The following is a 21,049-nucleotide window of genomic DNA, read 5'->3' as shown; positions in this document are numbered from 1 at the left end:
GCAGAAATGATACCTAGACTCGAGTGCCTAGGTAAAACCCTCTGGAAGGTGCTAAAATATCCCTTAACAGCCCTATCGTGGGGTACTTAACCCGAGTGTCCCGCCAGTCGGAATTTTTCAAGCCAGAGGAAGCCACCTCACTTCGCTCGGCGGCCAATTCGTATTGTTTTTTGGGCGAAAACGAAAAGGATTTATCAATAAAGGGAAAAAGAAATTTTTTCATAAAGGTCGACAATTTAATGATTAATAATCAATAAAACGATGGACAAACAAATAAATAGTTCTATGACAAATAAATCAAGCGGTATTAACGTTGGCGGAATGATTAAGTGGGCATTCGGCGGACTAGTACTTGGATTTGTTGCTGGCTTGTTTACCTCTAATATTTCGTGGACTGCTTTCTGGATTACAATGATATTATTCGTTGTGGTTTTTGGATTCATGGGCGCTAAATCAAAAAGAAAAGAGGAAAAAAAGGCCTATGCTAGTTCTCAATTCATCAGCGATGAGAAATTGACCACTAATCAGAAAATTGCTGCATGGACATTTAGTATTATCAACCCTGTAATTACAGGTGCTGTTATGTACTATATGTGGAGATGTAAATATCCCACGAAAGCACGACAGGCTAATCATATTTCGATCATCGTTTTTCTTGTTGAGCTTGCAATTGGATTTTTCATCGCATTCTCTGGTGGCGCATAGTCTTTTCTTGCAACTATGATTTCTAAAAATAGCAAGGCGTGGGCAGCTCTTTCTTACATAGGCGCATTAGTAATCTTTCCCTTGATCACTAAACAAGATGACAATTTTGTGCTTTTCCATGCAAAACAAGGAATAGTGCTGGTATTTTTTGGCATAGGGTTTAGTGTTATAGCTAATATTAGTTTTGAAGTTGGTGCGCTACCAATCACGATTGGGGTTTGGGTGGTTTCTCTTATCTTTTCCATAATTGGGATTGCTAACTGTGTGCGTGGAAAAGAAACAAAACTACCTATTATTGGTAATCTTGCAAACAAGATTCAATTATAATTTTTAATGCCGCTTTTCCCGCCACACCCGAGCCGTGCGAAGCGCAGCGAGGACAGAATTCTGTTCGAGCTATTTTAAAAATACACCGCACATTGAAACTTTCAAAACTATTCTTGCCTTGTCTTTCTCGACGCAATTCCTTGGGGAGGGATTTGAGTATCCAAACTAGAGGAGCTGTAGTGAATTAACACTTTAATATACATATGGTAACGATAAATCCCTACATCAACTTCAATGGAAATGTCGATGGCAGAAAGCCCTTGGGGTACCTCTTTTGCAATGTTTCGAGACAAATATGGCATTGAATGGACGGTGGAATTTACTCCTAAAAAATAGCCAAGACATCTCTCTTGAAAGGGGTTAGTCCAGCATCCGCTACAATACCTTCATGACTCTCTATAAGCATACGCAAATTGGGTATCTCATGCTGGTGGTGACGATGGCGGTGTCGGTGCTCTTTGTGTGGGCGCAAGTAACAACTCGGATGGAGCCGCCTTCATATGACTCGGGGGCGAACTTTGTGGTGACGGCTCTCATGGCGATCATTCTCTTTCTTCTCGCGTCCTTCTCGACATTGACCGCTATTGTTGATGAACAATGTGTGAGCATCTGCTTCGGATGGGGGATTTTCCGAAAAACATTTGCAACGAATGAAATTGCATCAGTAACGCGAGTGAAAAATCACTGGTATTATGGCTGGGGCACACGGGTGTGGTTTTGGCTGAAGATGTGGATATATAATGTTTCTGGTTTCGATGCAGTTGAAATTACTCTGAAAGATAATCGTGTGTATCGTATTGGCACGGATGAACCGGACAAACTTGAAATGGCGATCAAGCAATCGATTCTCTCGATGAGTAAATAGCGTTGCTGGAGCGCGTGGAATATGTGTAAACGTTATACTTGGTGTGAATCTGAGGAGATCTCACGCGAATCTCAATGGGAAAAATCCGAGATACTTACCGCCCAAAAGGCGGTTTTGTGTTACAATTCTCGGTGTGTTTTTGGTTTTGGCTGGCCTTGTCGTATTGGCTAGGAAATAGTGTCTTTGAGTCTCGATCTAGTGTTGTTTCAAGTGATGCGTATGATAGAAGTAGAGCAAAAATTTCGATTGACAAAAGAAAATCAGGAGCGTATTCAAGGCGTTCTGGATGCTCGGTATGGAAAAGTTGATGCAGTTCGGCAAGTTGATACGGTATTCTTGCTTGAGGGAAATTCTCTTGCGACGTTTAAGCGAGGAGATCCGGTTATGCGAATTCGCTTGGCAGGAGATGACAGTGTGACTCTCACGTATAAACGTGCCTTGGATGGTGGCGAGGATCGTATGGAGTACGAATTGAGTGTGGATTCAGCTGAGACAGCGAAGTGTCTCTTGCAAGAGATTGGCTATATCCCGGTAGCGTGTGTCGATAAGCGTCGTCGGACATATGAATGTGGAAATGTTGTTGTTACGCTCGATGATGTTGAGAAGCTCGGAGCGTTCATAGAGATCGAGGTGCTGTGCAAAGATGAATCGGATATTTCCAGTGCGAGGCAAGAAATAGATCATGTTGCCAAGGAATTTCATTTGGAAGAAAAAGATCGGGAGTCTCGAAAATACGATGAACTTTTGGCTGACAAAGACTGAAAACAGTATCACGCATAAAAAATGAGGATCAAGCCTCATTTTTAGTTTCTTGCGTTTTTTTTGATGGGGCGGATCATCCGCTTTAAGTTTCTTCTTGGAGGGTGGTGGCGACAATGTTTGACGGAGAAGTTCATGAGAGAGAAGACGATTTTTACATGGTTTTTGAAGTGGGTGTTGGGGAATTATAAAAGTGACAATCAGGAGAAAATGCGGTATCATGGGTGTCAATGCGTCGTCTTTATACCTGTTCCGCTATGCCAAAAACCTCTGCGGTGAGAGCTGATTCGGGAGTGAAAGGGAAAGCGAAGAAAGCGAAACGCGCGATGATAGAGATTCGGGGCGCGCGCGTGAACAATCTGAAGGGGGTGGATGTGGATATTCCGCGGGAGAAGTTCGTGGTAATTACGGGAGTGTCAGGGTCGGGGAAATCGTCACTTGCGTTTGATACGATTCATGCGGAGGCGAATCGACGATATATGGAGTCTGTCTCGTCGTATGCGCGGCACTTCATGGAAGCGCTTGATCGTCCGGATGTGGATTTTATCTCCAATCTCAGTCCGTCAATCTCAATTGATCAGAAAAGCATTACGCGTTCGCCAAGATCGACGGTCGGGACACTGACGGAAGCATATGACTATATCCGCGTGCTTTTTGCGAAGGCGGGGTCGCCGCACTGTCCTTCGTGCGGGAAGCGACTTGATCGGCGTGAGGCACAGGACATTCTGCGAGAAATTTTGGACCTTCCCGATGGGACGCGGACCATGTTTCTGACTAAGATGGAGCAAACGCGCAAGAAGACCGAGAAAGAGGCGCTTCAGATATTGCTGCAGGCCGGTTATGCGCGGGTGCGATTTCACAATCAGATCATGCTGATATCGGAGGCGATGCCACATGCGTCGGACATGCTCCTTTCCGAAATGGACGTCGTGATTGATCGTATCACTCTCAATGCGAAGCGTCCGGATGTCGAGCGCGTGCTTGATTCGATCGAAACGGCATTCAAGCTGGGGCGCGGGACGCTCTTGGTGGTCGTGAACGGATCTGAGGAGCGCCGGTACAGTCGGGAATATCTCTGTGCGTCATGCGGCACGAGCATTGCGGAGGTGACGCCGCATACGTTTTCTTTCAACAATCCCGAAGGCGCCTGCGAGACGTGCGCCGGTCTTGGGCGGAAGCTTGAATTGGATCCGGATCTTGTGCTTCCCAACAAGAAGCTCTCGCTTCTTGAGGGGGCAATTCGTCCCTGGAGTCGGACGCCATGTTCATCCGCATCAAACGGCTGTGAGGATGATGACGATGAGGCGATCGAGGGTGCCGGACACGGCAATGGAAGCGGGAAGCGCGAATTGGGCAATGGGAGCTTTGAATTGTTGCGAGCTTTCGCTGGGCGGCGGCACATTTCGCTTGATGCGCCGGTATCAAAACTCAAAAAATCCGATCTTCATGAAATGCTCTTTGGCGAGTCGAGCGAGCATTGCTCGAAGAAACAATTGTTTTCGGGTGTCATTCCGATGCTTGAGAAAAAATATCGCGAGACGAAGTCCGAGCATGTTCGCGCCGGTATCGAGAAATTCATGTCGTCCTCGCTCTGTCCGTCGTGCAAAGGGAAGCGATTGCGGTCGGAAGCGCTCTCTGTTTTGTTTGATGGGAAATCGATCGATCAGTTTGTGGATATGCCGGTTGATCAGTTGGAAGCGTATTTTTCGGATCTCTTGGCGAAAGTGTATTTGAAAAAAAATGATCGAGTGATAGCGCCGCTTTTGCAGGAGGCGACGGAGCGGCTCGGCGCTGTGCGGCAGGTGGGCCTTGGCTATCTGGAGTTATCGCGGAGTGCTGAGACACTCTCTGGTGGTGAGGCGCAGCGCATCAAACTGGCGACACAGATGAAATCGGAGCTGTCCGGTATTCTCTATATTCTCGATGAGCCGTCGATCGGTTTGCATAATCGCGATACCGAACGCCTGATCGATACGCTTCGGGCACTCCAGGGGCAAGACAATTCTCTGGTCGTTGTGGAGCATGACCCGGCTATTATGCGGGCGGCTGACTGGGTGGTCGATATGGGGCCGGGTGCCGGGCGCGAAGGCGGAGAGGTGCTGTTTTCGGGGACGCCGGAAGCGCTGTGGAAATCTAAGACGGAAACCGGCGCGTATCTTTCCGGTCGACGCCGCGTGTCATCGAAGAAATCATTTCGGAAATTCAAGAAAACGCTTTCGGTAATCGGAGCAACAGAACACAATCTTAAGAATGTTGACGCGCATATCCCGCTCGAGACTTTCGTCGCTGTCTCCGGTGTCTCCGGTTCGGGGAAATCGACCCTTATCACGGATATTCTCGGGAGAGCGCTCTTGCGTGAGTTTCACGGCGCGCGAGCGTCGATCGGGAAACATCGGGCGATTCGCGGCATGGAGTATATCGACAAGGCGATCGTTGTTAATCAAGAGGCGATCGGGCGGACACCTCGCTCCAATGCGGTGACCTATACCGGCGCCTGGACGCCAATCCGCGATCTCTTTGCGGCGACGGCGGAGGCGGAGAAAGCGGGGTTTTCGGCAAGTCATTTCAGTTTCAATATGCGCGGCGGTCGCTGCGAGGTGTGTCAGGGGAGTGGTATGCGGAAAATAGAAATGTATCTCCTGCCGGATATGTATGTGCCGTGCGAAACCTGCGGCGGGACGCGTTACAATGAGCGGACGCTGGCGATCGAGTATCGGGGTATGAATGTCTCGGAGGTGCTCGACATGACTGTGTCCGAGGCGCGCGCGTTCTTTTTCGATCAGCCGGCAGTTGAAGAAAAGCTTCGTGCGCTCGATGAGGTGGGACTTGGCTATCTCGTCTTGGGGCAGAGTGCGACCAATCTCTCGGGCGGCGAAGCGCAGCGTATCAAGCTTGCAACGGAGCTCGCGCGGAAGTCGACCGGCAAGACGCTCTATATTCTCGATGAACCGACGATCGGTCTGCACTTCGAAGACATCCGCCGATTGCTCATTATTCTTGATGCGCTGGTTGATAAGGGAAACACGGTGCTGGTTATCGAACACAATTCCGAAGTGCTTTCCCATGCCGATTGGGTAATCGATTTGGGGCCCGAAGGAGGATTTGCGGGCGGTGAAATTGTTTTTGCTGGCACGCCTGTCGACCTCAAGAAGTGCAAACGAAGCCTCACGGGGAGGTATTTGTAAACCTTCTGTATGCTTTTACATCGGGCCATTCTTGAGACGGTCGCGTATTACGACGCGTTTGACTATCCGCTCACGGAGTTTGAGGTGTGGAAATTTCTCCTCGTGTCCGATGGCGAAGGTCGAGAAATGGAATCGGTTCCGTTTCGCATGATTCGCGAGACGCTCGAGGGGACGTATCTTCGAAAGCGCCTCGGGCGCGAACGCGGTTTTGTTTTTTTGCACGGGCGCGAGAAGCTGGTTCCGTTGCGTTTGAAACGGCAAAAAAGAGCCGATTGGAATATCCGAGGTGCGCGGAGGATTGCAAGCATTTTGCGATTCTTTCCGTTTGTTCGCATGGTGGGTCTCACCGGGAGTCTCTCGATGAAAAATGCCGATCGCGGAAGCGATTGGGATTTCTTCATTGTGTTGCGAAGCGGATATATCTGGACGGGGCGGGCGACCGTGACAGCGCTTCTTCATCTCTTGGGTCTTCGGAGGCACGGCGATCATATTGCGCATCGGGCGTGTCTCAATTTTTGGGTAACGACGCGCTCGCTCGAGATTCGTCTCAAGGATATTTTTTCATCGAGCGAGTATTTCTTTATCATCCCGTTTTTCGGTGAAGCGGTCTTCCGAAAGTTTCAGACGTCCAATGAATGGATGCGCCGGTTTCGTCCGCATTTTCGGGTGGCGAGTCTTCCGCATACGCTGTTGCTCCGCGATACTCCGTTAGCAAGGCTTTCACGCGCGATCGGAGAAATCTTCTTGGTGGGTATCGGGATCGAGTTCTTGCTTCGTCGTCTGCAGAAACGGAAAATCGCCGCAAATCCCAAGACGCATACGTCCGAGGGCATTATCGAGGCGACGGATGACGCACTCATCTTTCTCCCGCATCCGCGTGGCCCGCATATATTCGAATCCTTCCGCCGCCGCATGAGCGATATCGAAACCGCGGCACTATCGTAAAGCTGTGACATGTAAAATATGATCTTCACAAGTTTTTTAGAAAGGAGGTGATGATATGGCACGGACATCGAAACGTGTAGCTAAAATTGCTGCTCGGTCGCTTCAGAAAGATTTATCTCGAAAGAAAGAGAAATCAGTTGCTGGCGCGGCATTGCGTTTGCGACGCAAAAAGTAGTGGCAATGCATGATTAATAAAACCAGCGTGTACCAAGTGTTACAAATTTTCTCTCCAGAGGATGTCCTGGAATTTGGAAGCCTGGATACGAGAAAATAGTAAAACAGCGCGATATTTTTCCAGCCTTAACTAAAGGTTGGTTTTTGTTTCTGTCGAATTTTTCTCCTTTTGGGAGAGTCTGTTATTCTATAAACGTAAAGCATTCTTCCATACCTATGGTTAACGTTCTGCAATCGCATAAAACCGCGATGTTTGCCGGGGGGTGTTTTTGGTGTGTGGAGGCGGATTTCGAGAAACTCTCAGGGATTCTCAAAGTGGAGTCGGGGTATGCGGGCGGGACAACGGAATCGCCGACATATGAGAACTATGCTGAGGGCGGGCATCGGGAAGTGGTGGAGGTGACATATGATCCGACGAAGACATCGTATCGGAGTTTGGTTGAACACATTATTTTCTACAGCGATCCGACGGATGCGGGCGGGTCGTTTGCTGATCGCGGAGCGCAGTATGCGCCGGCAATTTATTTTGAAACTGAAGAAGAAAAGCGCATTGCTCGGGAAGTTGTGCGCGAGGTGGAGGAGAAAAAGATCTACGACAAACCGCTGGCATTTCTCATATTGCCTCGCGTGAGGTTCTGGCGGGCGGAAGAATTCCACCAAGGGTACGCTTCGAAAAACCCGGCACGGTATAGCGCCTATCGAACAGGATCCGGGCGCGAGGCGTTTATTGAGGTGCATCGCGATAAGATGCATCTTCTCGCCGGGTTGGAGCAGAATGAATTTTCTTCAAAATCATCTCGGCAGGTGTCGGACGGAGCTTCTCGTGAAAAACCGCCGGAAAAAGAATTGCGCGAAAAACTTTCACCGATTCAGTATGAGGTAACGCAGAAAAATGGCACTGAGCGTCCATTTGAAAATGAATACTGTGATAACAAGGCCGAGGGACTGTATGTTGATGTCGTCTCCGGCGAGCCGCTCTTTCTCTCGACAGACAAGTATGACTCCGGGACAGGGTGGCCGTCATTTGTGAAGCCGATTGATTCGAACGCGGTTTTGTTCCGGGATGATATTTCGCTTCCATCCGTGCGGACGGAAGTACGATCTGCAAAGGGGGATTCACATTTGGGGCATGTCTTCGATGATGGTCCATCGGATCGGGGAGGGAAGCGCTACTGTATGAATTCAGCTGCGCTTCATTTTGTGCCAAAGGAACAGTTGATGGAAAAAGGATACGGAGAATATCTGAAATTATTTGATAAAACTGTGGTATAATTTCGGCACGTGTTTCTCGGGAACATTATGCCAAAGTATCTCTATACCGCAAAAAATCTCAAAACAGGGGAGTCGAAAGGCGGCGAACTGACTGCGAAAGATGAAAAAGGAGTGGCAACTGCGCTTGCTGCGGAGGATTTTGTGCCGACATCTATTAAGGTGATTGAAGAGGAGGCATCGAGCGTGCACGTGAAGTTTTTCGATAGATTCACCTCGGTGTCTCTCAAAGAGAAGATGGTGTTTACTCGGAATCTCGCGGTCATGGTATCGTCGGGACTCACGATGTCGCGCGCGCTTCAAAATTTGAGCACGCAAACCAAAAATAAGAAATTTCAAAGCATACTTGAGTCAATCCATGCCGATATTCAAACAGGGAAGACGCTTTCCGAGGGCATGGGTCGATTCCCGGCAGTATTCGATGAGCTCTTTGTTAATATGGTGTATGTGGGCGAGGTGTCCGGAAACCTGGAGATGGTCCTGGAAATACTCGCAACGCAATTGGAGAAAGAACACGATATCACGAGCAAGGTGAAGGGCGCTTTGATTTATCCGGCAGTGATTTTGGTGGCAATGGTGGGCATTGCCGTATTGATGCTTACGTATATCTTGCCGAGCATTATCGGTACGTTCAAAGATATGGACGTGGATTTGCCGGCGATGACACTTTTTATTATCGGTATCAGTGATTTTCTGCGCGGGCATTATATAGCAAGTATTGCTTTGACGATCGGCGCGATTGTTGCCGGGAAAATCTTTCTGGGGACGGCAGTAGGGAAGCGTGTTTTTAGCGTCTCTCTTCTCTATATGCCGATTGTGGGGAATATTGTGATTAAAGTGAACTGCGCGCGGTTTTCGCGAATTTATAGCTCGCTCTTGCGAAGCGGTGTCTCCGTGGTTGACGGACTCGGCATTGTGTCTCGCGTACTTTCGAATGACGCGTACAAAAATGCTCTTACTCAAGCGATCGGTGAAATACAGCGTGGGACGGAGCTTAGTGTGGTGATTTCACGATATCCGAGAATTTTCCCAATTTTGGTACCGCAAATGATCGCTGTCGGCGAAGAAACCGGGAAGACCGAAACCGTTTTGGAAAAACTCGCGACATTTTATGAAGACGAAGTGTCTCAGATTACGAAAAACATGTCGTCTATTATTGAGCCGATTCTCATGCTCTTGATCGGTGGCGGCGTCGGATTCTTCGCGGTCGCCATGCTTCAGCCGATGTATAGCGTACTTGAGAATATCAAGTAATCCTTCTTTTTCATGTGATTGTGCGCATGATTTCCTGCAGAAAAACCCTGAAGGGCATGACGATTATCGAGGGATTGGTCATGTTGGCTATTTTTTCGATCATCACTCTGTCTTTTTATGAGGTGTATTCGAATGGCGCTCGGTTGGCGCTTGATTCGAAGCGTCGGTTGGCGGCAGTTGCTGTTGCGAACGAGCAATTTGAGAAGTTGCGCAACATCGCATACACCAGCGTTGGATTTGTAGACGAAGCATCAACGGCGCTTCGTGGGACGCTTCCGGCGAGCGAGCGAGAGAAGACGGTGAATTCCGCCGGCTCGTCGTTTACTGTGAAGACTATTGTGCAGAATATCGACGACCCGTTTGATGGGACGGCGGGAGGATCTCCGAATGATACAGTTCCGAATGATTCAAAGAAAGTGACGGTTGAGGTGTCGTGGGGATCAGACGATTCACAGTCTGTTCGTTTATCAACGCGTTTTGTTCCTGATGGTATCGAGACAATTGCCGGGGGTGGCAACTTGGTGGTGAATGTTTCTGATTCAAGCGGCGCCAGCGTATCGTCAGCCACTGTTACGGTGACGGATCTTGATAGTAGCGATCAAACACAGTGCGTTACCGAAAGCGGCAGCTGTTTGTTTGTTGGGCTTGATGAAAAACTTACTCCGCGATATAAAGTGACACTTTCGAAGTCCGGATACGAGTCCGTTGAGACGCGCGATGCCACAGCAACGCTGGATCCGATTGATAAGCACGTCTCGATTCTTGCTGGTCAGTTGCAAACCGTGTCTTTTGCGATGGACAGAGTCTATACCATTACTTTCTCGCCAAAGGAAGTTCTTTCCGGAGATGTGTTGGATTCGGTGAGTTATTTGATTGCAGGCGGGCGGCTTTTGGGGACTAATCCTTCGGACGGCAATAGCCCGGTATATTCGCTTTCCCCGACATCTGTAACAGGAGAGACGTCGATTTCGGACGCTCCTCCGGGAACATATTTTGTCGACGGACCATCGATAACGCCTTCATCATATTCTTATTGGAGCCTCAATCCGGCTATTGTTTCGGATGCGTTTTCCGTCTCTGTTGGTACCGACGGGACGCCGAGCGAATTTTCGTTGGTGGCGATAGATATGTCTCGTCCCGGAGTGTTTTTCACGGTGACAGATGGCACGTCACCGGTCCCAGATGCTTCGGTTCGATTGTTTGATCCGCTTGACCCAAGCGGATACGATCATACGTCAACGACTGATCAATTTGGCAAGGTGTATTTTCCACATGATGAAGGTAGTGTGCTTTTGCTTCAGGACTATTCCTACGAGATTACAGCGACCGGGTATCATGATGAAAATGGAACTGCGACGATTTCCAGTGGATTGGCAGAGGAATCGGTAACGCTCTCTCCAATGTGATGTGTGTGGAATTTGATTATCTGTGAACCGTGCTATGCACTATTTGTCTCTGCGGGGCATGTCTTTGGTGGAACTTATCGTGGCGATTGGCATTATGTCGATCGTGATGCTTGGCATGTCAGCGTTTTTGGCGAGCATATGGCGCACACAATCATTTACCATGCGGACCGGGCAGGCATCGTTTGAGGCATCTCGCGGTGTCGAAGGCATGGTGGATTTGATGAGAAATGCGCAAACCGGCGCGGATGGATCTTTTCCTGTTGTGCGGGCGACTGCTACTGAGTTTTCGTTCTTCGCCGATGAGAATCATGACGGGAAAATCGAACGTGTTCATCTGTTCTATGATGAATCGACAACTCCGAAAACGATCAAATACGGCGTTACTGATCCGACCACGGCGACGCCACCAACGTATCCGGCAAGCGACGACTCGGTATCCGCTATCGCTTCTTCTGTGGTGAACGACGCTTCCGAACCAGTGTTTTCCTATTACGACAGCGCCAACACGTTGCTTTCAGCGACCCCGACGCTCTCGACGGTCCGCATGGTACATGTTTCCATCATGGTTAGCCCGAACAATTCCGCAAGTTCGAATGCGGTTGAAATCTCATCATTTGCTTCCCTGCGAAATCTCTGGGGAAAATAATACATGCCTATGACTTTTTTCTCGGATGGTTGTGTCAAGGAGCGGCAAGGGCGGTTGCCAATGCTTCGCGGGTCGGGACTGGTATTTGTGCTTGTCGTGACGACGATAGCGACGATTATTTTTGCCGGCGTTATCTCCTATGTCGTGTCGCATTTGCAGTACGGGCTCTTCGTGGTTTCTCGGGAGCAATCGCTTCAAGTGGCAGAGGCAGGTGCGCATTTCTATCGGTGGTATATTGCGCATGAGCTTGATGGAAAGAATACCGAACAGATTAATGAATTTTGGCAATCGACGAGTCCGGCGCCTTTGGGCGTCGACAGTGATTATGAGGGAGATTTTCAGGGACTGGGAAAATACCGTATTACCGTGACGCCGCCCGCGGCAAATTCGACGCTCTTTACTATTGAATCGACCGGGTGGACGTACAAATATCCGAGCCACACACGCACCATACGTGTCCGATTTCGTCGGCCGAGTTGGAGCGAGTACATGATTCTCGGAAACGATCCTTTTCGGTTAAGTAAGACGACGGAGATCTTTGGTCCGATGCATGGCAATGGCGGTATTCGGTTCGACGGTGTGGCGCACAATGTGGTGACGGCTGGCGTGACCTGTTATGACGATCCTGATACGGGAACGGTGAATAGCTGCGAGCGTCCGGGTGTCTGGTCAGGTGATTGGTCAGGATCGGATCCGTATAATAGCACACTAAGCAATCTTGTTTTTCTCGGAGGGAAAACCTTTCCGGTTACGACGGTTGATTTCAATAGCGTGACCGCTGATCTTTCGTATATGAAGGATGTTGCGCAGAATAGCGGATCGGCTGCGCACTACTATGGTCCGAGCGGACAATTCGGATATCTTATTGAATTTAAGCCGACTGGATATGAAATTGTCAAAGTGAAGACAATCAACAGTAGTCGAAATACGATTACTAAGGTTGATAACTCTTCAAAAGTTTCCAGTAACTATCCCTCGAATGGGCTGATATTTGTTGAAGATACCGTATGGTTTGACGGAAAGGGTGTGTCTGGAAGCCTTGCAGGTGAACAGTTTGACTCGGAACGAATGACATTGGTTGCGGCTGATCTTGCTTATGGGACCGATCCGAATCTCTATATTATCAGTGGGACGAAATATAAAAACGGAGGAGGCGGCACAGAAGCGATTGGGTTTATTGCTGAGGGATCAATAGATTTTCCCTATGATTCGGATGATAATCTTACTATAAATGGTGCACTCCTCGCTCAGAAAGGATCCGTTTCTCGAGCGAATTATGGGAATGCAAAGAATAAAATCACTATTTTCGGTGCTATTGCCTCAAAAGGTCGTATCGGATTCGGATATACGAATGGTACCGGATATCAAGATCGCGAACTGCATTTTGATGAGAATCTCTCGATCTCTCCACCGCCGTATTTTCCAACCGGAAAGCAATACCTCATAGATTTGTGGGAGGAGCTGTGATAAAATGAAAGAAACTTTTCGAGGCTCTGTCAAAAACAAAATCAAACGAAATGTCTCTCTGGAACAGAAATATCTTTCGACTGACGCCGCGACCGTTCGGATTGGATTTGAGCGACCTCTCTCTCAAGGCGGTGTTTCTTGACGAAGAGGGTGAGCGCGACAAAATCGTGAGTTACGGTGCGGTTAATCTCCCGTTTGAATCAGTGTCAGATGGGAAAATTCTTAAAGAAGAAGCAGTAGTTTCGGGTGTAAAGACGCTTCTCAAGACAGCCGGTCCGGGTAAAATTCACTCCCGAAGAGTCTTTTGTTCTCTGCCTGAGACAAAGGCTTTTTTGCGTATTGTGAGTCTACCGAAGATGGATGCGAGCGAGGTGGAGGAAGCGATTAAATGGGAAATTGAGGCAAATATTCCACTTACACTTGACCAGGTGTATTACGATTATCAACTTCTCGATAGGAATATCACGCGGGAGCAGGGAAAGATGAGTGTCTTGGTAGTGGCAGTGGCTCGTTCAGTGGTAGACCAATTTGTGGGAGCACTCGAATCCGCAGGGCTCGAGGTAGTTGGATTTGAGACGGAATCCATCGCGCAGGCGCGTATTTTATTGCCCGAGGAGGAAAGCGATGTGACGACGCTCATTATCGATATCGGCGACCGGCGGACAAGTTTTCTGATTGCACTTGGAAATATTCCGGTGTTCACTTCAAGTATCCCGCTTTCTTCTCAGATGTTTACCGATTCTATTTCAAAGAGCATGAAAGTGCCGTTTGAGGAAGCAGAACGGATTAAAATCGCAGAAGGCATCGGATCTCAGACAAAGGGAGATCCGCTCTTCCGTATGGTGGAGCCGGTACTTTCGAGTCTTACTGCGGAAATGGAACGATCGGTAGATTTCTATCTCAACACGCTTAAATATTCTTCAGCAGTGGACAAGGTGGTTTTGTGTGGCGGCGGTTCCAATATGCGAGGCATTCTTCCTTATCTCGCTCGGAAAATGGGGAAGCCGGTTGAGTTCGGCAATCCTTGGGTGAATCTCCATATTGGAAAATCCATCCCTGTCATTAATAAGAAACAGTCGGTGCAATATTCGACGGCACTTGGACTCGCGCTTCGAGGCATACGAAACTATGAAAATCCTGCTTAACCTTCTTCCAGTTGAGAAAAAAATTGAAATGCGGAGGCAGACGCGCTTTCGCATGATTGTTGCTCATGGGTCGGTTATTATTTTTCTGGGATTTTTCTATTGTTGCTCGCTTCTCGGTATTTCGGCGTTATTGTCATCGCAGCTCTCATCAATGCAAGGGCTTCTGTCTTCCGACGGCGCTTCGGCTGTTTCGGGACAAAGAGAGATTGAGTCCTATGAACAGTCCTTTCAAGATACCAATAAGCGGGTTTCAGAGATTTCCCGGCTTCTTGCGGGACATATTTCTTGGAAGCCTCTCTTTCGCGCTCTTGATACCGCGACGCCTTCTGGAGTGCTGTATTCGAAGATAGCTGTCGGAAATGATCTTTTCTTTTCGGCTAGTGGCACAGCGCCGAGTCGTGAGGCATTGCTTGCTCTCGAAAATTCCGTCAATGATTCAGATTGTTTTTCGGATGCTTCTGTGCCGCTTTCGGATAAGCTCGTGAAGGAAAATATCGACTTCCAACTGAGTGCTACCGTGCTGAAATCGTGTCTTGTAAGTGGAGAGGATAATCAATAACTAGAGCGCTTCTCGTGAGTATTTTCAGTATGTTGATTTTTTGGAAACAATTCAGAGAAGTTATTGTGCTGCTTGGCATGGCCGGTTTCTTGGCTGCATTGGTGTATTTCGGTATTGTTCGCATTATGGGGAACAATCATGAGAAAATGGAATCGATCCAAAAGGCGATTGTCGATAGAAAAATGCTTGAAGAGCAATCGCAAGGTATTGCCGGTATGCGCGATACCTGGGAGCATATCCAAGCGTCGGATGGAAAATTGGATGTTTTCTTGCCGAAGAGCCGTATTGTTTCACTGGTCGAGTCTCTGGAGGCTATCGGGAAAGACCTGAATGTAACGGTTGTGTCGGAAGCTTCGGAAGCTCCTCGAACTGCTCCTTCGGCAACAAAGAAGATTGTTACCGAGAGGAATACTTCGAAAGGCGATGAGGCAACCGCAGCGACTCCAACAGAAGAGGGATCGGATGACAAAGCATTGTCGTTACTCTTGCCGGCAGATCGATCAATTTTTGTTACGTTCAAGGTGACGGGCACATATGATCATGTGCTTGCGTTTCTTCAGAAATTGGATACCATGCCCACTTTGCTCGATGTACTCTCTTTTGATATTTCACCTGTTCCGGTCAAGGATGAGGCAGCCAGATCGGTGCCAGCTTCTTCTGTGCCCCGTGTTTCTCTGAATCCATTTTCAAATTCGACCGTGGTGGCAGGGGAATTACCAGATGCTTCGGCTGACTCTCCGGAGAATGCTACAGATGTGACCGCATCTTTTTTGACGGTTATTTATACAGCGCCCTGATTCACTCACATCTCTTTTATGTCTCCTCTTTCTTTTCCGAAAAAATTCTCCTTTTCGAAGGCGCTGGGCGTAGCGGGGTTGTGGTGGAAGAAATGGAATTCCACGGTGTTTCTCGTGCTCTTTCTTGCTGTTTCCGGTTTGGGTGTTTTTTCGTGGTATCGCAGCCTCTATGCATTTCACTGGAGTTCGGATGAGGAGCAGGCGTACCGACTTTCCAAAAATAAGCAGGTGAAGTTTCAGCAGAATCGATTCGATGCCGTGCTTGGTATGATCGATGCTCGCGTGATGGAACATGAGAGACCACCGGAACATTTCCGCGATGTGTTTTTTGGGCAATAGATATGATCGTATGTTGTCTGTGACACGGAATCTGGAGAGGGGGAAAGTCGCGGTGAGGAGGCGCGATTTTCCATGAATGGTTTGACAATCTCTATTTTCTGGGTTATAATTGGAGTGTAATCAATGAGAAAACGGGTGAACAAAGCCCGTTTTCTCATTTTTTGAATTATATGAAGCACTCCACTACCCAATTTGTAACCTTCTGTACGAGAAAAGCGCTTTTTACTCTGGTTTTCTTTGTGCCAACACATATCGCTCTAGCGGGCACGTTTTCTTCGCAGGATGTTGCCGACTGGGTGAATCAGGATCGTCTGTCAGTTGGTTTGCCAGCACTTCGAATCGATCCTGTGCTTTCTCGAGCGGCGGAGGCTAAGGCGATGGATATGGTAGCAAAGGATTATTTTGCTCACACGGCGCCGGATGGCACGACACCCTGGTCCTTCTTTGAAAAAGCGGGTTATGCGTATCGTTATGCCGGGGAGAATCTTGCGATTCATTTTACGGATGCAAAGGATGAAGAGTTTGCATGGATGGCGAGCGAGAAGCATCGAGAGAATATCCTCTCTCCGAAATATGTCGAGACTGGTATTGCTGTTGCTGAGATTCCCTGGAAGGGGAAAACGACGGTCCTCACGGTGGAACTCTTCGGGACTCGATTTGGTGAGTCGGTTGCCGATACGGCTCCGTGGAAGTCTCTTTCGGTCGATGCTCCGGTCGCTCCGATGGTCTCCGGGGTATCATCTGCTCACGAGCAAGTGAATAGTGCTTCCGAGGGTAGGGATGTTCCAGGCGCTTCTGCGGAAACCCAAGGAGCCAGAGTGGGAGCTTTATCTGTCTTTCTCTCCGTATTCCTGTTGCCTGATATCTCGATTCACACTTTGGTAGTGGCGACTCTGGTGTGTATCGGATGCCTCGAAGGGATTGCTGCTGCTATTGTGCTCCGATTGTTCCTTCATCGACCTCGATTGTCTTCTTCACGAAACATAACGCCTATGTAAACACCAACACAAAAACACAATTTGTCACCCTCATAGCTCTGTCCTTTTCGGACGAGTCTCAATCAAAGAGGGACGGAGATCTCCGCCCTTTCTCCCGAAATGGGAGGCGCACTCTCTCAAGAAATACCACCCTGAAATTTGTTGCCAGGGTGGTGTTTCGTTGGACAAATTCCATATTCTTCCTTACAATGGAGGCACTTTTGCTGGCAGAGTCTTACTTCTGCGATCCAAGTGTTTTTGGGCTGTTAGCTCAGTTGGTAGAGCACCGCATTTGCAATGCGGGGGTCAGGAGTTCGAATCTCCTACAGTCCACACGGGACAACCCTTTCCGGGTTGTTTTTTGTTGCAAACAGAAGAGTTTTGGTTCGTAGTATACTATATACGTGGGGGAATGTTTTTCGTTAATTTTGTAAATTTCGGATATATGGAGATTTCAAAGATGCTCGGAGCAATGACTCCGATGCGAAAGATGGTTGCCGTAGGTGTCGGCGTGTTGGTTCTTGGAGGAGTAGCGGGGTATGCTGTCGGCAAGGTTGCCGGTCGGGCGGATTTCGACAGTGGTCGCGGCAGTATGTTTCGTGATGGTGGTGGGAGTGGTTATGGCGCTCGCAACCGTTGGAATGATGACGGGCGCAATCGCAATGGTGAATTTAATGGTGCGGGAGGGCAGAATCAAAATCGTGGATCGCAGGGAGGAATGCAACAAAATGGCGGGCAAGGTCAGGGGCAAAACCAGGGCTTGGGACAGGGTGCGGGAATGATGAATGGTCAGGGAGGTCGCGCGCTCGGGAAGAATGAGTGTGTGGCGGATGAGTGCCTTGCGGTTGACGGACTTGAGTATCCGGCGGGAACTCTTTCGGATCAGGCGAAGCAAGCGATATTTTTGGCGATTGATGATGAGTACAAGGCGCACGCGACATATGAAGCAGTTATTGGAAAATTCGGTTCTATCCGACCTTTTTCGATGATTATCCGCGCAGAAGAGCAGCACATTTCCTCGCTCAAAGCGCTTCTTGATAAGTATGGCATCGCTGTGCCGGCGGATCCGTGGACTGGGAAAGTGACGGCTCCGGACAGTATTACAACGGCTTGTCAGACGGGTGTTGATGCTGAAATCGCCAATGCGGCGCTCTACCGAGAGAAATTGCTTCCGGCGGTGACTGAGTATCCGGATATTACCAGTGTCTTCACGAATCTTATGAATGCATCGCAAGAGAAACATCTCCCGGCTTTTGATCGTTGCAACTGATATCGTTCGTGTTTTCCGGAGAAACAAGTGAACGTCGCCAGCATAACATGGCGACGTTTTGTGTTTCGCGGTATTATACGTTCTACTGAACGTTCGTTTCCGTCCCTCAAGATATATGTCGGAATTTCCTTATACGCTGGTTCGTTCAAAGCGCAAGAGCGTATCACTGGTTGTAAAACCGGATGCGACTGTTGTAGTGCGCGTACCGTTTCGGATATCGGCGGAGTTTGTTGGAGCATTTGTCGATTGTCATGAGGAGTGGGTTCGTCGGGCTGTGGATCGTATGCGGGCACTGGCTTCCCGGAAAACACGAAGGTACGTTGATGGGGAACTGTTCCGGTACCTTGGGGAACAGTATCCGCTTCGAATATCAGAGTCCGGGAAATTGTCAGTGGATTTTATGGGTGGTGAATTTGTGCTTCTTTCGCGATTTTTGAATCAAGCGAATGGTCGATTCCGCTCCTGGTATAGGCGAGAGGCGAAAAAGGTGCTTACTGAGCGAGTTGCCTTTTATGCTCGAAAGCACGGGCTCGTCTACGGGTCTATTCGTATAAATGCCGCGCGGACGCGCTGGGGATCATGCAGCGGAAAGGGGAATCTTAATTTCACGTTTCGGCTCGTTATGGCGCCTCTCTCGGTTATCGACTATGTGGTGGCGCATGAATTGGCGCATCTCGTACATCCGAATCATTCGAAAAAATTTTGGCATGTTGTTACAGAAATATGCCCAGGGTTTGCTCGTGAGCGGCAGTGGCTCAAAGAAAATGGTCATTTATTGGAATGTTGACATTCGGCGTATATTCCGAGGAATCTTGCGCTCCTCGGGTCTTTTTGATAGGATGCTACGGAGAGTCGGATGATGTCCGGCGTGCTGTTGGTTTTCGGGCGTGTAGCTCAGGTGGTTAGAGCGCGACACTGATAATGTCGAGGTCCCAAGTTCGAGTCTTGGCACGCCCACCGATTGACGTTTGAGGGGGATTCTTGTACTATCGAAAATACTGTCGCGACATTGCCGCGGGGTGGAGCAGTCTGGCAGCTCGCCTGGCTCATAACCAGGAGGTCGCAGGTTCAAATCCTGCCCCCGCAACAAAATGAGTTTTCGGAATATCCCCGTCTTTTGATGGGGATATTTCATCTGAAAAAGTTGTGTTTATATTCGGGGTATGTCGGAACGGAAATCGAACAATTTATTGAAACGAGTTTTTTTGTCCTACGCGCCTTCGTTTAAGGGGTACTGGTTTTTGACGATCCTCTTGTTTGTCGCGTATGGACTGGCGGCGATCATATCTCATGCAATTTTCCCGCTGGTCTACCGGAACATCATTGATACGGTTTCCACAGCGAATATTCGAAGCGATGTTTCCGAACGTCTCCTTCAGGATTTTTACTGGCTTATTGCTTGTATTGCTACCTACCAAGTTCTCTATCGGATAGGGGATTATGCGATCGTATATGTGCAGAGTCGTGTCATGAAACACGTGTCCGATCGGACGTTCTCTGCTTTGGAGCAGCATAGCTATCATTTCTTTTCGGGGAATTTTGTTGGGAGTTTGGTGGCCAAAGCAAAGCGATATGTAAAATCGTTTGAAGATTTGTTTGACCAAGTGGTCTTTTCGGCATGGATGACGCTGGTTAATTTGATTGGCATATTGGCGACGCTGCTTGTTCTTTCCCCGATTCTTGGGGCGGGATTCTTTGTTTGGACAGCACTTTATCTTCTGACGGCTTGGTGGCTTTCAAAAAAGAAGGCCCCGTATGATTTGGCTGTAGCAGAACAAGATTCCGTGGTAGTCGGGAGACTTTCGGATGTTGTTTCGAATATGCTCGCCGTGAAGATGTTCTCATCGGGTACTCGAGAGCAACATCAGTTTGAGGAATCGACCGACGTTGAGGAAAAGTTGCGTCGTCGAGCGTGGAATTTTCAGAATCTTACATTTATTGTTCAGATGAGTCTTCTGAGTATTTTAGAAATCGGCGGTATGTATGGGGCAATTCGGCTCTGGCTTGCAGGAATGATTTCTACCGGAACGGTTGTATTGGTGCAAATATACATCACTTCTATCGCTCAAATGCTTTTTGCTGTTGGTCGGATATTTTCGAAAATGACCGGGAGCCTTGCCTATGCAGATGAAATGATAGAGGTGTTCGATGCGGCGCCGGATGTGCTTGATCCGAAGCATCCCGAATTGGATCGGATGCAGGAAGGGCGGATTGAGTTCCAAAATATTTATTTCAAATATTCCGATGGCGAGAATGTGTTTACGGATTTCTCACTCGCTATCCGAGATGGAGAGAAGGTGGGAATCGTCGGACCTTCCGGCGCGGGGAAGTCGACGGTGACGAAGCTTCTTCTTCGATTTGTTGATCCGCAAGATGGGGAAATTCGCGTTGACGGACAGAATATCCGTAATATTCGTCAAGACGATCTTCGCTCGCATATCGCCTATGTGCCTCAGGAGCCGATGTTGTTTCATCGGTCGATTCGTGAAAACATTGCCTATGGTCGGCCGGAGGCTTCGGATGAAGAGGTGGTAGCGGCCGCCAAGCAAGCCGAGGCGCATGATTTCATATCAAGGCTTCCGAAAGGATATGACACACTGGTTGGGGAACGCGGCGTGAAACTCTCTGGCGGTGAACGTCAGCGGATTGCTATTGCGCGTGCGATTTTGAAAGATGCTATGATTCTTGTTTTGGACGAGGCGACGAGTTCGCTTGATTCGGAGAGCGAACACGCGATACAGGAGGCACTCGATGAGCTTATGCTCGGAAAGACGGCGGTTGTCATTGCGCATCGGCTGAGCACGATTCGCAAGCTCGATCGCATCGTAGTCTTGAATCGCGGAGGGGAAATCGAAGAAGAGGGTAAGCACGAAGAACTGCTTGTTCATGGTGGTCTTTATGCGAAACTTTGGAACAAGCAAACCGGAGGGTTTCTGGAGGAGTGAGCAACTCTTGCGGAG

General features: G+C 48.7%; 19 protein-coding genes, 3 tRNA genes and 1 pseudogene. All 23 read left to right on the top strand.

Annotated elements, in window-relative coordinates; all coding sequences use genetic code 11:
• Window positions 1-285: 285 nt before the first annotated feature.
• Window positions 286-705 (top strand): hypothetical protein, encoded by a 420-nt coding sequence (locus tag IPK84_01615; protein ID QQS16037.1) that lies wholly within the window; start codon window positions 286-288, stop codon window positions 703-705.
• A gap of 15 nt (window positions 706-720) precedes the next feature.
• Entirely contained in the window at window positions 721-1,032 is a 312-nt protein-coding gene (locus IPK84_01610) for a DUF4870 domain-containing protein (protein QQS16036.1), read from the top strand.
• Between the two features lie 234 nt (window positions 1,033-1,266).
• Window positions 1,267-1,368: pseudogene (locus IPK84_01605) on the top strand (VOC family protein).
• A 52-nt stretch (window positions 1,369-1,420) separates the two neighbouring features.
• On the top strand, window positions 1,421-1,897 hold the full coding sequence (locus IPK84_01600) for a hypothetical protein (protein QQS16035.1): 477 nt from the start codon (window positions 1,421-1,423) through the stop codon (window positions 1,895-1,897).
• A gap of 219 nt (window positions 1,898-2,116) precedes the next feature.
• A complete protein-coding gene (gene cyaB / locus IPK84_01595) occupies window positions 2,117-2,659 on the top strand; it encodes a class IV adenylate cyclase (protein QQS16034.1) in 543 nt (180 codons plus the stop codon).
• Between the two features lie 323 nt (window positions 2,660-2,982).
• The gene (uvrA, locus tag IPK84_01590; protein ID QQS16250.1) at window positions 2,983-5,841 is read left to right on the top strand and encodes an excinuclease ABC subunit UvrA; all 2,859 of its coding nucleotides are present in this window, start codon (window positions 2,983-2,985) and stop codon (window positions 5,839-5,841) included.
• Between the two features lie 9 nt (window positions 5,842-5,850).
• Window positions 5,851-6,786 carry a hypothetical protein gene (locus IPK84_01585; GenBank protein ID QQS16033.1) on the top strand — a complete coding sequence of 312 codons (936 nt, stop codon included), beginning with the start codon at window positions 5,851-5,853 and terminating at the stop codon, window positions 6,784-6,786.
• 390 nt (window positions 6,787-7,176) lie between these two features.
• On the top strand, window positions 7,177-8,232 hold the full coding sequence (gene msrB / locus IPK84_01580) for a peptide-methionine (R)-S-oxide reductase MsrB (protein QQS16032.1): 1,056 nt from the start codon (window positions 7,177-7,179) through the stop codon (window positions 8,230-8,232).
• A 27-nt stretch (window positions 8,233-8,259) separates the two neighbouring features.
• Window positions 8,260-9,483, top strand: coding sequence for a type II secretion system F family protein (locus IPK84_01575; protein ID QQS16031.1), 1,224 nt, complete (start codon window positions 8,260-8,262; stop codon window positions 9,481-9,483).
• A 26-nt stretch (window positions 9,484-9,509) separates the two neighbouring features.
• Window positions 9,510-10,889, top strand: coding sequence for a hypothetical protein (locus IPK84_01570; protein ID QQS16030.1), 1,380 nt, complete (start codon window positions 9,510-9,512; stop codon window positions 10,887-10,889).
• Between the two features lie 58 nt (window positions 10,890-10,947).
• Window positions 10,948-11,535: a hypothetical protein gene (locus IPK84_01565; protein QQS16029.1), complete on the top strand. Its 588-nt coding sequence runs from the start codon at window positions 10,948-10,950 to the stop codon at window positions 11,533-11,535.
• A 9-nt stretch (window positions 11,536-11,544) separates the two neighbouring features.
• A complete protein-coding gene (locus IPK84_01560; GenBank protein ID QQS16028.1) occupies window positions 11,545-13,002 on the top strand; it encodes a hypothetical protein in 1,458 nt (485 codons plus the stop codon).
• A 50-nt stretch (window positions 13,003-13,052) separates the two neighbouring features.
• Window positions 13,053-14,147: a type IV pilus assembly protein PilM gene (gene pilM / locus IPK84_01555; protein QQS16027.1), complete on the top strand. Its 1,095-nt coding sequence runs from the start codon at window positions 13,053-13,055 to the stop codon at window positions 14,145-14,147.
• Window positions 14,131-14,706: a hypothetical protein gene (locus IPK84_01550; GenBank protein ID QQS16026.1), complete on the top strand. Its 576-nt coding sequence runs from the start codon at window positions 14,131-14,133 to the stop codon at window positions 14,704-14,706. The genes pilM and IPK84_01550 overlap by 17 nt, the downstream gene beginning before the upstream one ends.
• A gap of 29 nt (window positions 14,707-14,735) precedes the next feature.
• On the top strand, window positions 14,736-15,503 hold the full coding sequence (locus IPK84_01545) for a hypothetical protein (GenBank protein QQS16025.1): 768 nt from the start codon (window positions 14,736-14,738) through the stop codon (window positions 15,501-15,503).
• Window positions 15,504-15,521: 18 nt separating this feature from the next.
• On the top strand, window positions 15,522-15,842 hold the full coding sequence (locus IPK84_01540; GenBank protein QQS16024.1) for a hypothetical protein: 321 nt from the start codon (window positions 15,522-15,524) through the stop codon (window positions 15,840-15,842).
• 170 nt (window positions 15,843-16,012) lie between these two features.
• On the top strand, window positions 16,013-16,840 hold the full coding sequence (locus IPK84_01535; GenBank protein ID QQS16023.1) for a CAP domain-containing protein: 828 nt from the start codon (window positions 16,013-16,015) through the stop codon (window positions 16,838-16,840).
• A gap of 239 nt (window positions 16,841-17,079) precedes the next feature.
• Window positions 17,080-17,152 (top strand) — tRNA-Ala (locus IPK84_01530).
• A 565-nt stretch (window positions 17,153-17,717) separates the two neighbouring features.
• Window positions 17,718-18,089, top strand: coding sequence for a DUF2202 domain-containing protein (locus IPK84_01525; GenBank protein QQS16249.1), 372 nt, complete (start codon window positions 17,718-17,720; stop codon window positions 18,087-18,089).
• Window positions 18,090-18,204: 115 nt separating this feature from the next.
• Window positions 18,205-18,876 carry a M48 family metallopeptidase gene (locus IPK84_01520; GenBank protein QQS16022.1) on the top strand — a complete coding sequence of 224 codons (672 nt, stop codon included), beginning with the start codon at window positions 18,205-18,207 and terminating at the stop codon, window positions 18,874-18,876.
• A gap of 96 nt (window positions 18,877-18,972) precedes the next feature.
• Window positions 18,973-19,046: transfer RNA gene (locus IPK84_01515), tRNA-Ile, on the top strand.
• A 56-nt stretch (window positions 19,047-19,102) separates the two neighbouring features.
• Window positions 19,103-19,176, top strand: a tRNA-Met gene (locus IPK84_01510).
• Between the two features lie 118 nt (window positions 19,177-19,294).
• A complete protein-coding gene (locus tag IPK84_01505; protein QQS16021.1) occupies window positions 19,295-21,034 on the top strand; it encodes an ABC transporter ATP-binding protein in 1,740 nt (579 codons plus the stop codon).
• Window positions 21,035-21,049: the final 15 nt, after the last annotated feature.

It is taken from the genome of Candidatus Moraniibacteriota bacterium (assembly GCA_016699875.1).
GTDB lineage: Bacteria > Patescibacteriota > Minisyncoccia > Moranbacterales > UBA1568.
The sequence above is the reverse complement of the archived record's forward strand: the minus strand, read 5'-3'. Positions and strand labels throughout refer to the sequence as shown.

Bases quoted from the DNA above. Each gene is read 5' to 3' on its own strand.
- IPK84_01615 (QQS16037.1), top strand. From the start codon at position 286: ATGACAAATAAATCAAGCGGTATTAACGTTGGCGGAATGATTAAGTGG.
- IPK84_01610 (QQS16036.1), top strand. From the start codon at position 721: ATGATTTCTAAAAATAGCAAGGCGTGGGCAGCTCTTTCTTACATAGGC.
- IPK84_01600 (QQS16035.1), top strand. From the start codon at position 1,421: ATGACTCTCTATAAGCATACGCAAATTGGGTATCTCATGCTGGTGGTG.
- cyaB (QQS16034.1), top strand. From the start codon at position 2,117: ATGATAGAAGTAGAGCAAAAATTTCGATTGACAAAAGAAAATCAGGAG.
- uvrA (QQS16250.1), top strand. From the start codon at position 2,983: ATGATAGAGATTCGGGGCGCGCGCGTGAACAATCTGAAGGGGGTGGAT.
- IPK84_01585 (QQS16033.1), top strand. From the start codon at position 5,851: ATGCTTTTACATCGGGCCATTCTTGAGACGGTCGCGTATTACGACGCG.
- msrB (QQS16032.1), top strand. From the start codon at position 7,177: ATGGTTAACGTTCTGCAATCGCATAAAACCGCGATGTTTGCCGGGGGG.
- IPK84_01575 (QQS16031.1), top strand. From the start codon at position 8,260: ATGCCAAAGTATCTCTATACCGCAAAAAATCTCAAAACAGGGGAGTCG.
- IPK84_01570 (QQS16030.1), top strand. From the start codon at position 9,510: ATGATTTCCTGCAGAAAAACCCTGAAGGGCATGACGATTATCGAGGGA.
- IPK84_01565 (QQS16029.1), top strand. From the start codon at position 10,948: ATGTCTTTGGTGGAACTTATCGTGGCGATTGGCATTATGTCGATCGTG.
- IPK84_01560 (QQS16028.1), top strand. From the start codon at position 11,545: ATGACTTTTTTCTCGGATGGTTGTGTCAAGGAGCGGCAAGGGCGGTTG.
- pilM (QQS16027.1), top strand. From the start codon at position 13,053: ATGTCTCTCTGGAACAGAAATATCTTTCGACTGACGCCGCGACCGTTC.
- IPK84_01550 (QQS16026.1), top strand. From the start codon at position 14,131: ATGAAAATCCTGCTTAACCTTCTTCCAGTTGAGAAAAAAATTGAAATG.
- IPK84_01545 (QQS16025.1), top strand. From the start codon at position 14,736: ATGTTGATTTTTTGGAAACAATTCAGAGAAGTTATTGTGCTGCTTGGC.
- IPK84_01540 (QQS16024.1), top strand. From the start codon at position 15,522: ATGTCTCCTCTTTCTTTTCCGAAAAAATTCTCCTTTTCGAAGGCGCTG.
- IPK84_01535 (QQS16023.1), top strand. From the start codon at position 16,013: ATGAAGCACTCCACTACCCAATTTGTAACCTTCTGTACGAGAAAAGCG.
- IPK84_01520 (QQS16022.1), top strand. From the start codon at position 18,205: ATGTCGGAATTTCCTTATACGCTGGTTCGTTCAAAGCGCAAGAGCGTA.